The sequence below is a fragment of the Streptomyces sp. AA4 genome, from assembly GCF_000158875.1.
Taxonomy (GTDB): Bacteria; Actinomycetota; Actinomycetes; order Mycobacteriales; family Pseudonocardiaceae; genus Amycolatopsis.
In genome coordinates this window covers 1,985,477-1,997,687 of record NZ_GG657746.1, presented here as the reverse complement: position 1 = coordinate 1,997,687, position 12,211 = coordinate 1,985,477, and the positions used below count along the sequence as shown (strand labels likewise).

Annotated in this window: 8 protein-coding genes; 4 read left to right on the top strand and 4 right to left on the bottom strand. The window is 70.9% G+C overall.

The features are described 5' to 3' along the window. Positions 1-104 precede the first annotated feature (104 nt). Complete coding sequence (eda, locus tag SSMG_RS09395) at positions 105-728, top strand: bifunctional 4-hydroxy-2-oxoglutarate aldolase/2-dehydro-3-deoxy-phosphogluconate aldolase (RefSeq protein ID WP_009075066.1); 624 nt, start codon at positions 105-107, stop codon at positions 726-728. 63 nt (positions 729-791) lie between these two features. Here the strand turns inward: eda and SSMG_RS09390 are convergent, their stop codons facing one another. The 4 genes from SSMG_RS09390 to SSMG_RS09375 all read right to left on the bottom strand — a co-directional run bounded on the left by SSMG_RS09390 (position 792) and on the right by SSMG_RS09375 (position 5,106). After that, entirely contained in the window at positions 792-1,337 is a 546-nt protein-coding gene (locus SSMG_RS09390; RefSeq protein WP_037716844.1) for a regulatory protein RecX, read from the bottom strand. A gap of 416 nt (positions 1,338-1,753) precedes the next feature. Further along, complete coding sequence (gene recA / locus SSMG_RS09385) at positions 1,754-2,797, bottom strand: recombinase RecA (protein WP_009075062.1); 1,044 nt, start codon at positions 2,795-2,797, stop codon at positions 1,754-1,756. A gap of 249 nt (positions 2,798-3,046) precedes the next feature. After that, complete coding sequence (locus tag SSMG_RS09380; protein WP_037713086.1) at positions 3,047-3,241, bottom strand: DUF3046 domain-containing protein; 195 nt, start codon at positions 3,239-3,241, stop codon at positions 3,047-3,049. Positions 3,242-3,276: 35 nt separating this feature from the next. Continuing rightward, complete coding sequence (locus SSMG_RS09375; protein ID WP_037713084.1) at positions 3,277-5,106, bottom strand: Hsp70 family protein; 1,830 nt, start codon at positions 5,104-5,106, stop codon at positions 3,277-3,279. A gap of 141 nt (positions 5,107-5,247) precedes the next feature. Between SSMG_RS09375 and SSMG_RS09370 the strand changes: the two genes are divergently transcribed. The 3 genes from SSMG_RS09370 (at position 5,248) to def (ending at position 12,049) form a co-directional block, all read left to right on the top strand. Further along, entirely contained in the window at positions 5,248-6,456 is a 1,209-nt protein-coding gene (locus tag SSMG_RS09370; RefSeq protein ID WP_009075056.1) for a hypothetical protein, read from the top strand. Between the two features lie 90 nt (positions 6,457-6,546). Next, positions 6,547-11,196 (top strand): ATP-dependent helicase, encoded by a 4,650-nt coding sequence (locus SSMG_RS09365; RefSeq protein WP_009075054.1) that lies wholly within the window; start codon positions 6,547-6,549, stop codon positions 11,194-11,196. Positions 11,197-11,548: 352 nt separating this feature from the next. Then, on the top strand, positions 11,549-12,049 hold the full coding sequence (gene def / locus SSMG_RS09360) for a peptide deformylase (RefSeq protein ID WP_009075052.1): 501 nt from the start codon (positions 11,549-11,551) through the stop codon (positions 12,047-12,049). Positions 12,050-12,211: the final 162 nt, after the last annotated feature.

Here is a 12,211-nt window from a genome sequence, read left to right as displayed (position 1 = left end):
GGAGCGCTCACCCCGGAGCTGGACCTCGCCCGGGGCGTTCCGCCATTCGGAAGCGGGACAATGGGCGAGTCCCCGTATGCTCTCCAGACCCAGGAGGTCGGTCAGTGACCACCGGCACGGACCTGCTCGCCCTGTCCCCCGTGATGCCCGTCGTGGTGATCGACGACGTCGACGACGCGGTGCCGACGGCCCGCGCCCTGCTCGCCGGCGGGATCGGGGTGATCGAGCTGACGCTGCGCACGCCGGTCGCGCTGTCCGCGATCGAGCGGGTGGCCGCGGAGGTGCCGGACATCGTCGTGGGCGTCGGCACGGTGACGTCGCCGGAGCAGGCGAAGCAGGCCGCTGACGCGGGCGCGAAGTTCCTGGTGACGCCGGGCTGCACGGACGCGGTGCTGGACGCCGCGTTCGCCACCGGGCTGCCGTTCCTGCCGGGCGCGAGCACGGTGTCGGAGGCGATGCGGCTGGCCGAACGCGGGCTCACCGCGCTGAAGTTCTTCCCGGCGGAGGCCAGCGGGGGCGCGGCGTTCCTGAAGTCGATCGCCGGACCCCTGCCGCAGCTGCAGTTCTGCCCGACCGGCGGGATCACGCTGTCGTCGGCCCCGTCGTATCTGGCGCTGCCGAACGTCGGCTGCGTCGGCGGTTCGTGGCTGACGCCCGCGAAGCTGCTGGCGGCCAAGGACTTCGCCGCGGTCGAGAAGCTGGCTGCCGAAGCCGCCGCGCTGCGCTGAGCCGCTCCGGAAACCCGTCGCCTCCGGGCTGGAGGTGGCGGGTTTCTTGGTGTCGTAGAGCGGTCAGTCGATCGTCACGTCGTCCAGCATGCTGGATTCCGCCCCGAACTCGCGAAGCTCCTCGCGGATCACCGTGTACGCCATGCCTTGCGGATAGCCCTTCCGCGCGAGGAACCCGAGCAGCCGCCGGATCGCGGTCTGCTCGTCGACGTTCCCGAGCGACCCGAGCCGCTTCCGCACCAATTCGCGAGCCCGCTGCTCCTCGGACTCCCGGTCGACTTCCTCCGCCGCTTGCGCCGCGATCTCCCCGTCGACCCCCTTGCGCCGCAACTCCGCGACCAGCGCCGTACGCGACAGCCCTTGGTTCGCGTGCCGGTTGCGGACCCAGGTTTCGGCGAACTCGGCGTCGTTGACGAGACCGGCGCGGTCGAGCTTGCCGAGCAGGGTTTCGACGGTCTCGCTGTCGAAACCCTTGCGCTGCAACGCCTGCCGCAGCTCGTCGACCGTCCGCGGCCGGGCGGCGAGGAGGTCGAAGCAGATCTCCTTGGCCTTCTTGGCCCGCTCCTCCGGAGGCAACTCCGCCGGCTCGACCTTCGGCACCCTGGCCACGAACGCACTCCTCTTCCCGGCACCGTCCTCGGACGACGGCACCGTCACCTCGTCACCCGTTTCCGCCGCCCGGCACCACAGCCCGACACCGGCGCGAATCCCGGCGGACGACAGTCGCCGAACTCGCACTGGCTCGGACCGGCAACCATCGCCAACCTCTGCCAGCCGCCGCGGACGCGGCCTCGGACCGACCCCGCGCACCGCGCGGCCGACCCGTCCGCGATTCGCTCGCTGCTGAACCACGCCCGCCCACCTGCCGGGAAGCCCTCCGCGCAGGACGAGAAAGGCTCCGACACAAACCGGAACACCGCCACCCCGGCGAGGCCGTCGCGGAAGACCGCCCCGGGTTCAGCGGTGGACCGGTGTCCGACCCGAGCACCGGGGAGGGAACCTGCCGATCCCCTCCCCTCCCCGGATCAGAAGTCGACCGGCGCGGGCACTGCCTCGGCTTCGGCGTCGACCTGCGGGCCGATGCCGAGCTTCTCCTTGATGCGCTTCTCGATCTCGTTGGCGATGTCCGGGTTGTCGCGCAGGAAGCGGCGGGCGTTTTCCTTGCCCTGGCCGAGCTGGTCGCCCTCGTACGTGTACCAGGCGCCCGACTTGCGCAGGATGCCCTGGTCGACGCCCATGTCGATGAGCGAGCCCTCGCGCGAGACGCCCATGCCGTAGAGGATGTCGAACTCGGCCTGCTTGAAGGGCGGGGCCACCTTGTTCTTGACGACCTTCACGCGGGTGCGGTTGCCGACCGGCTCGCCGCCGTCCTTGAGCGTCTCGATGCGGCGCACGTCGAGCCGGACCGACGCGTAGAACTTCAGCGCCTTGCCACCGGTGGTGGTCTCCGGCGAGCCGAACATGACACCGACCTTCTCGCGCAGCTGGTTGATGAAGATCGCGGTGGTGCCGGAGTTCGACAGCGCACCGGTGATCTTCCGCAGCGCCTGGCTCATCAGGCGGGCCTGGAGGCCGACGTGCGAATCGCCCATCTCGCCCTCGATTTCCGCGCGCGGCACGAGGGCCGCGACGGAGTCGATGACCAGGATGTCGAGCGCGCCCGAGCGGATCAGCATGTCCGCGATCTCGAGCGCCTGCTCGCCGGTGTCCGGCTGGGACACGAGCAGCGCGTCGGTGTCGACGCCGAGCCGCTTCGCGTACTCCGGGTCGAGCGCGTGCTCCGCGTCGATGAAGGCCGCGATGCCGCCGTTGCGCTGGGCGTTGGCCACCGCGTGCAGGGCGACCGTGGTCTTACCGGAGGATTCCGGTCCGTAGATCTCGACGACCCGGCCGCGCGGCAGGCCGCCGATGCCGAGCGCGACGTCGAGGGCGATCGCGCCGGTGGGGATCACGGCGATGGGAGGCCGGGACTCCTCGCCGAGGCGCATCACCGAGCCCTTGCCGTACTGCTTGTCGATCTGCGCAAGGGCGAGCTCGAGCGCCTTGTCCTTGTCGGGTGCTGCTGGCATGGAAGTCCACCTCGCTGGTTGGGGCCTGTGTGTGTTCGGTTGTCCAGTCGGGCTTGTCCGGCGGTCAAACCCTGTCCGGTCCGACGCTACGGGGAGGGACCGACAATTCCAGGCGCGGCGACCGATCTGTGGATCGCTGGCCCCGTTGTGCACAACACCATAGACGAACAGGTGTTCGAGGCTCGCGGCGACACGCCCATCCGCCGCGGTTTTCGCCCTTCGCGGCGACCGGAACCGGCAAACCCCAGGTCAGCGCCGTTCCGGCGGCACCTCGAACTCGACGCAGACCGCTCGCCAGATCTCCTTGGCCGGCGTTCCCGCGCTCAGCGCCTCTTCGACCGTGCGCCCGCCGAGCCCGCTGAACACGTGGTCCTTGGCGAGCATCTCGGCGCGTCCGGACCCGAACTCCTCGGCCATCAGCCGTCGGAACACCGTGATACGCATCGGGCGAATGCTAGCTTTCCCGGCTCCGGCCGGGATCACTCCCCCGGCTGGACGTTCTGTTCGAAGTAGTCGGCCAGCGCGCCCGGCGTGGCCGCCTGCCCGCCGGAATTCACCTGATAGAGGAATCCGACGAGGGGCCGGTCCTTCACGGTGAACACGAGAACCGCCGACGACTGCCCGGCCGCGGCCGCGTAGTGCCCTTCGAGAGCGTTGCCCTTCCAGTCCGCTTCGGTGCGGTCGCCGCCCGCGGAGGACAGCAGTCCGTCGGTGTACTGCTTCAGCTCCGCTGTCGACTGTCCCTGCACGTACGTCACCTGAGTGCCCGCGCGTCCCGGCGCGGCGCACGTCGACGCGGCCCCTAGGCTCTTCGCTGGAGCGGCGGGACCGTTGCCCATGCCGGGCGCACAGCCGCCGTTCTCCGCGACCTTGCCGGCCAGCTGACGCATGCAGCCGGTCATGCCGGAGGAGTCGGCTTGCCCTGGCGTACGGCACTCCTCGGCGGTGTACGTCGTCACCGACGAGCCCTTTGTTGTGAAGAACACCGTCAAGCCAGCCGCGAGCACGACGACGACAGCCGCTGCGATGCCGATCCACAGTTTGGTGCGGTTCTTCTTCTCCGGCTTAGCGGGCGTGTACGTCGGGAAGTTCGACGGTGCCGGCGAAGACTGGAACGGCGGCATCGGCTGTGGCTGCGTCGGCGAGTACGCCGAGTAGTTGCCCTGTGGCGCAGCAGGAGGCGCGTACGGCGCACCTGACGCCACCTGGCCCTCGACGTTCTGCGTACGCATCGACAGTCCGTCTTTCGCGACGTGCTGTGCACCTAGCGCGACGGCCGTCTCCGGCTGGTCGAGACTCGTGGGGACGACGCCGAGCTTCTCCGCGATCATCGACCCGACCAGCGGCAACCGGCTCGAACCGCCGACGAGGTAGATGCCGGCGAGACGATCCGAGCTCAGCCCGGCGGAACGCAGCGTCCGCGAAAGCAGCTCGACGCTGCGCAGCATTGCCGGACGCACCAAGCCTTCGAGCTCTCCGCGCGTGACGAGCACGTCCTTGAACGGCTCCGGCATCGGCACCTCTGTCTGCGGATGCCGAGACAGTGCCTCCTTCGCAGCCTTCACGTCTTCTTGCAGCGCGCGTCGCGTACGCCGATCCGCAGTGGACTCGGGCCGAAGCAACCGCTGCCAGCGCTGCGGGTCCGAGTGCGACACCTCACGTCCTACGTGGACCATCAGCGCCTGGTCGACGTCGAGGCCGCCGAGGTCGGGCAGACCGTCTTCGGCGAGCACTGTGTAGCCGTTCTGGTTCGCGCCGACGACTGCGACGTCGAAGGTGCCCGCGCCGAGGTCGTACACCGCGAGAGCCTGCCCTGGAGCCAACGCACGCTCCGGGAACGACGCGAAGTGCGCCGCGGCAGCGACCGGCTCCGGCACGAGGACTACGTTTCCGCGGATGCCGGCGAGTCGCGCCGCGCTCAGCAGTACGTTGCGGCGCACCGGACCCCACTGCGCGGGGTGCGTGAGCCGGACCTCGTCCGGCTGTTCGCCGCCGAGCTGGCGCGTGGTCTCGTCGAGCACGCGGCGCAGGATCGCGGCGAGCGCTTCGTTGACCGGCACGACATCTGTGCCGAGCAGCAGTGTCTGCTCGTCGATGCGCCGTTTAGGGTTGGGCTCGAACCGGGTCGGGTCGAGCCGCGCACGACGTTCGGCGTCCCGGCCGACCATGAGCGTGCCGTCTTCCCCGGCGAACACCGCGGAGGGCATGTTGGCCGACCCGTCGACCTCTACGACGCGGGGCGGCCTGCCGTGCGCGGAAAGGACGGCAACGGTGTTCGACGTCCCCAGGTCCACCGACAGGATCCGCACAGTAAATTCCCCTCGACTCAAGCAGCGCTGGCGGAGATGCTGCCACGTGCCCGGTCACCGTGCGTGCGGACCCGCGAAACTCGCGACGCACGCAACCCCGGGAAGCGACGGAACGTCTCGTCTTCCGAGGACGGGGAGGCAATGACAGAGCTAGCGGACAAGACCCGCCGAGACCAGTTCGGACAGACCGACGCGGACGGTCCGGCGCACTCCTTGCGGGTCGCGGCGGGCAAGTGGAGCCGTTCCGGCTACGTGCACGCGGCGGTGCTGTACCTCGTGGTGCGACTGGTCGGCCTCGGCGCGCTCGCCGCCATGGCCGCTCCCCGGGACCTGCCGCTGGGAGACCGGCTGCAGTCCTGGGACGGCTGGTGGTACCTGCAGATCGCGGAGCACAACTACACCGGCGTGAGCAATCCGCTCGACGCTGCCGGGCTGCCGTATCCCGACGCGTCGTACGGCTACTTCCCGCTCTATCCGGCCTTGACCGGGCTGCTCGAGAAGCTGCCCGGAGTGACGTACTTCGGGGCAGGCATCCTGCTGTCGACGCTCGCCGGAATCGCGGCGGCGACGGCGATGTACCGGATCGGCCGACACGTCCACAGTCATCGGGCGGGGTTGCTGCTCGCGGTGTTGTGGGGCGCTGCGCCGATGGCGATCGCCGAAAGCATGGTGATGACCGAGGCGCTCTTCACCGCGCTCGCCGCGTGGGCGCTGGTCGGCGTGCTCGAACGCCGCTGGTACCTCGCTGCGACCGCGACGCTGTTCGCCGGGCTCACCCGGTCCACTGCGTGTGTGCTGGTGGCTGTCGTGGTGGTCGCCGCGGCCGTCGACGGGTGGCGGAACCGACAGCGGGGGAACGCGCTCGTGTGCGTCTTCGTCGCGCCGCTCGGCCTGCTCGGGTACTGGGGATTCGTCGCGGTGCAGACCGGCAGCTTGACCGGTTGGCAGGACGTCGAACTTCGCGGCTGGAACACGCGTTTCGACGCCGGCGGCGAAGCCTGGAAGTGGATCACGCAGACGCTTTTCACCTCGGGAAACGCGTGGGAGACGCTTGTCGTTCTCGTGATGCTCGCAGCGATCGCGCTCGCGGTCATCTCCGTCACTGGCCGCCGGATGCCGTGGCCGTTGGCCGCCTACGCGGTGGGTGTCGTGGTGCTGGTCCTGTGCAGTGCCGGGCTGCCCGCGCTGAAGTCGCGGTTCGTCCTTCCCGACTTCGCGCTCCTGCTTCCCGTCGCGATGGGGCTGGCCGGGCGCAAGAAGTCGACGATGATCGCCGCGGCGACCGTGTTCGTGCTGGTCGGGGCCTGGTATTCGGCCTATTCGCTGACCGTGTGGAAGTACGCGATCTAAGCCGACCGGTCACCCACACGAGGGGATCCGGACCGGACCGCTCTGCCGAGGCCCCGGAAATTGTCGGGGGCGCCGCGCATGATGGATCCCGTGGCAAACAACGTCCTCGACCTCTTCTCCCCGGCGACCAGCACCTGGTTCGCCGGAGCCTTCGCCGCCCCGACGGCCGCGCAGGAAGGGGCCTGGCGGGCCGCACACGCCGGGCAGCACGCCCTGGTCGTGGCGCCCACCGGGTCCGGCAAGACGCTGTCCGCGTTCCTGTGGGCACTGGACCGGCTGGCGGCGGAACCGCCGCCGGCGAACCCGCGCGAGCGGTGCCGGATCCTGTACGTCTCGCCGCTGAAGGCGCTGGCGGTCGACGTGCAGCGCAACCTGCGCGCGCCGCTGGCGGGCATCTCCCAGGCCGCGCACCGGCTGGGCCTGCCCGCGCCGGAGATCGAGGTCGGCATGCGCACCGGCGACACCACGGCGGCGGAGCGCCGGTCGTTCGGGAAAACCCCGCCGGACGTGCTGGTCACCACGCCGGAGTCGCTGTTTCTCCTTCTCACGTCCTCGGCGCGGGAATCGTTGAAGGGCGTGGAGACGGTGATCGTCGACGAGGTGCACGCCGTCGCGGGCGGCAAACGCGGCGCGCACCTGGCGTTGTCGCTGGAACGGCTCGACGCGCTGTTGCCCAAACCGGCCCAGCGCATCGGATTGTCGGCCACCGTGCGCCCGATCGACGAGGTGAGCGCGTTCCTCGCCGGCGGGCGTCCGGTCACCGTCGTGCAGCCGAAGCTGGCGAAGACGATCCAGGTGCGGGTGGAGGTGCCCGTCGAGGACATGGCGAACCTCGACGGTCCGGCGCCGTCGCCGATGGAGCGGCTCGACGACCTCACGTCGCTGTCGCAATTGCCGTCGGAGGGCGGGATCGGCACCCAGGAAGAAGTGGCCGGGGCGGCGGTGCAGCGGCCGTCGATCTGGCCGGCGGTCGAGGAACGGGTGCTGGAGCTGATCCGCGCGCACCGCTCCACCATCGTGTTCGGCAACTCGCGGCGGCTCACCGAACGGCTCACCGCGCGGCTGAACGAACTCGCGTCCGAGCAGACCGGTCTGTCCGGGAGCGACACGTTCCCGGCCGAGGCGGTCGGGCAGTCCGGCGTCACGACGGGTGCGGAGCCGGTCATCGCCCGGGCGCACCACGGGTCGATGTCCCGCGAGCAGCGCACCCATGTCGAGGAGGAACTGAAGTCCGGGCGGCTGCCGTGCGTGGTGGCCACGTCGTCGCTCGAACTCGGCATCGACATGGGCGCGGTGGACCTGGTCGTGCAGATCGAGGCTCCGCCCACGGTGGCGTCCGGGCTGCAGCGCGTCGGCCGGGCCGGGCACCAGGTCGGTGCGGTCTCCTCCGGCGTGATGTTCCCGAAGTTCCGCGGCGACCTGGTGTCGTGCGCGGTCGTCGCGGAACGGATGGCGAGCGGGGCGATCGAGGCGGTGCGGTACCCGCGCAACCCGCTCGACGTGCTGGCCCAGCACATCGTGGCGATGGTGGCGCTCGAGCCGTGGACGGTGCCGGAGGTGGCGGCGCTCGTGCGGCGGGCGGCTCCGTTCAGCTCGCTGCCGGACGACGCGCTGCACGCGGTGCTCGACATGCTCGCCGGCCGCTACCCGAGCGAGGAGTTCGGCGAGCTGCGGGCGCGCATCACGTGGGACCGGGTGGGCGGCGAACTGCGCGGACGGCCCGGTTCGCAGCGGCTGGCGGTCACGTCCGGCGGCACCATCCCCGACCGCGGGCTGTTCACCGTGATGACGCCCGGCGACGAGGGCAAACCCGGCTCGCGCGTGGGCGAGTTCGACGAGGAGATGGTGTACGAATCGCGGGTCGGCGACACGATCCTGCTCGGCACCTCGTCGTGGCGGATCACCGACATCACCCATGACCGGGTGATCGTCGTGCCCGCTCCCGGCCAGCCCGCCCGGATGCCGTTCTGGAAGGGCGACGCGGCGGGACGTCCGCTGGAACTGGGGCGGGCGCTCGGCGCGTTCGTCCGCGAACTGTCCACTTCGGACACCGCGGCGGCACGGGACCGGGCCGCCGCGGCCGGCCTCGACCAGCGTGCCTGCGACAACCTGCTGGCCTATCTGGAAGAGCAGAAGTCGGCGACCCGGCACGTGCCCAACGACCGCGTCATCCTGCTCGAGCGCTACCGCGACGAACTGGGCGACTGGCGGATCGTGCTGCACTCGCCGTTCGGCGCGCAGGTGAACGCGCCGTGGGCGCTCGCGATCGCCGCGCGGCTGCGGGAAAACCGCGGCGTCGACGCCCAGGTGGCGCACTCCGACGACGGCATCGTGCTGCGGCTGCCCGACGCGCTCGATGCCGACGGCGGCGAGGTCACCATCACCGCCGACGACGTCCTGCTGGATCCGGAGGAGGTCGAGCAGCTGATCGTGGCGGAGGTCGGCGGCTCGGCGGTCTTCGCGGCGCGGTTCCGCGAGTGTGCGGCACGCTCGCTGCTGCTGCCGCGCCGGGATCCACGGCGGCGCACACCGTTGTGGCAGCAACGGCAACGGGCGTCGCAACTGTTGTCGGTCGCGGCGAAGTACGAGCGATTCCCGGTCGTGCTGGAGGCGATGCGCGAGGTGCTGCAGGACGTCTACGACGTCGGCGGTCTGCGGGAGTTGATGTCCGACGTCCGGGCGCGCAAGGTGCGGTTGGTCGAGGTGGAGACGCCGGCTGCGTCGCCGTTCGCACGCAGCCTGTTGTTCGGTTACGTCGGGATGTTCCTGTACGAGACGGACGCTCCGCTGGCCGAGCGGCGGGCGGCGGCTCTGTCACTGGATTCCGCGCTGCTGGCCGAATTGCTGGGCACCGAGGCGATTCGCGAGCTGCTCGATCCCGAGGCGGTCGCCGAGGTCGAACGGTCGCTCCAACGGCTCGATCCGGACCGGCACGCCCGGTCGGCGGAGGACGCGGCCGACCTGCTGCGGTTCCTCGGCGATCTGTCCGTCGCGGAAGCCGCGGAACGAGGGATTCAGCCGGAATGGCTGGAAGAACTCGCCTCGGCGCGGCGGGCGATCCAGGTGCGGATCGGCGGCGAGGAGCGCTACCTGGCCATCGAGGACGCCGGACGGGTGCGGGACGCGCTGGGCGTCGCGCTTCCGGTCGGCGTGCCCGAGGCGTTCACCGAGCCGGTGGCGGATCCGCTGGGCGACCTGCTCGGCCGCTACGCGCGGACCCGCGGTCCGTTCTCCGCGACGGCTGCGGCAGACCGGTTCGGACTGGGGTCGGCCGTCGTCACCGGCATGCTCGACCGGCTTACTGGCGAAGGCAGGCTGGTCCGCGGCGAGCTGAGTCCGGTCGGACATCCGGAAACTCATGGCGTCGGCGTCGAATACTGCGACGCGGCCGTACTGCGGCGGTTGCGGCGGGCGTCGCTCGCTCGGCTGCGGGCAGAGGTCGAGCCCGTGGAACCGGCGGCGCTGGGCCGGTTCTTGCCCGCGTGGCACGGAATCGGTGCGCGACTGCGGTCCGCACCGACGGCCGACGACGTGCTGTCGGTCGTCGAACAGCTTGCGGGTGCGCCATTGCCGGCGAGCGCGGTCGAGTCGCTGATCCTGCCGAGCCGGTTGCCGGGCTACTCCCCCGCGCTGCTCGACGAACTCACCACCGCGGGCGAGGTCACCTGGGCGGGCTGCGGTTCGCTCTCCGGCGGCGACGGATGGGTGGCGCTCGCTCCGTCCGACGTCGCGGATCTGCTGCTGCCCGAGGTCGAGGAGAATCCGCCGTCCAGTCCGCTGCACGACGCGATCGTGACGGCGCTGGAAGGCGGGGCGTTGTTCTTCCGGCAGCTCGTCGACCGGGTCACGCCCGGTCTGGAGCAGCCGCCAGACGACGGCGCTGTCGTGGCCGCGCTGTGGGATCTGGTGTGGGCCGGGCTGGTCACCGGCGACACGCTCGCTCCATTGCGCGCACAGGTCGCTGGCCACGGCGCGCACAAACCGCGACGGCAAGCGCCACGCGGCCGATATGCCCGCATGCGCGCCGGGCGTCCGGCAATGCCGTCGCGTACCGGGCCGCCGACCATAGCTGGCCGGTGGGCGCTGACGCCGCCGCGGGAGGCCGACCCGACGCGGCGTGCGCATGCCCGCACCGAGGCGTTCCTGGAACGGCACGGTGTCCTCACCCGGGGCGCGCTCGACACCGAGCGGGTCACCGGCGGGTTTTCCGGGATCTACAAGGTGTTGCGCGGCATGGAAGACACCGGACAGGTCATCCGCGGCTATGTCGTCGAAGGTCTCGGTGCCGCACAGTTCGCGGCGAAAGGCGCGGTCGACCGGCTGCGTGCCCTCTCCAGCACCGCACCCGCCTCAGCGGCCCGAAACGACAACGCTCGTGCTGTAGTGCTCGCCGCCGCGGACCCAGCACAGCCGTACGGTGCGGCGCTGTCTTGGCCCGCCGCGACCGGCGACACGAAACACCGTCCGGCGCGCAAAGCCGGGGCGCTGGCGGTGCTGGTCGACGGAGTACCGGCCCTGTACGTGGAACGCGGCGGCCGCTCGTTGCTGAGCTTCACCGAGGAACGCGGCTCGCTGCAAGCCGCCGCGGCTGCGTTGTCGACCGCGGTCCGAGAAGGCTGGCTGGGGCAGTTGGCCGTCCAGCGCGCGGACGGCGAGCACGCGCTGACCTCGGAGCTGGCCGAGATCCTGCAAGAAGCCGGTTTCCGCGCGACTCCGAAGGGACTCCGTTTGAGAGCTTGACGTTTCCGGGGCGGCGGCTGGCCAGGTCGCGGACGCGGGCAGGTCCGGCAGGCTCTGCCGGGGTGGCGAGCACGCGGGCAATGCCAGGCGGCGGGCGAGCGGGCACTGCCAAGCGGCGGGCGAGCGGGCACTGCCAAGCGGCGCGAACGGGCTCGATCGGGCGGCGAACGAGCGGGCACTGCCAAGCGGCGTGGGCGGACTCGGTCGGGCGGCGAACGGCCGGGCTCTGCCAGGCGGCGTGAACGGGCTCGGTCGGGCGGCACGTGGGCGTGCTCGGTGGACCCGCGTCAGGGAAGCAGGTGGCGTCACTAGACTTCTCCCGGCCCCTCGGTGGACAAAAGGACGTTCGATCATGGCGATGCGCGAGCTGCGCTACTTCGGTGACCCGGTGCTCAAGTCCGTGTGCGACCCGGTGACCACGTTCGACAGCAAGATCGAGGCGCTGGTGAAGGACCTCCTCGACAGCGTGCAGCCGGAGGGCCGGGCCGGGCTCGCCGCGCCGCAGATCGGGGTCGGGCTGCGGGTGTTCAGCTACGACGTCGGCGGCCTGACCGGGTACGTGATCAACCCGGAGATCGTCCACCTGTCCGAGGAAACGCACGAAATCGGCGAGGGCTGCCTGTCCGTGCCGGAACTGTGGTTCCCGACCGTTCGCGCGAAGCACGCCGTCGTGCGGGGCGTCGACCTGCGGAACGAGCCGATCGAGGTCGAGGGCGTCGACGTGCTGGCGCAGTGTCTCCAGCACGAAACCGACCACCTCGACGGAAAGCTCTACCTCGACCGGCTCACTCCCGACCGGAAGAAGCAGGCGCTGCGCGAGGCGCGGGGCAAAGACTGGTTCTGGAACCGCTGACCGTCCGCGACGTCCCGGGGACGACGAGCCGAAGCACCGTGCTGTCGTCCGGGCTGGTTTCGACCTGCAGTCCGGCGCGGACTGCGGTCCGGACCATGGCGTCGTTGCTCGGAAGCCGGACCGCGGTCAGTTCCGTGGTCCCGCCGGCTTCGGCGAGGGCGA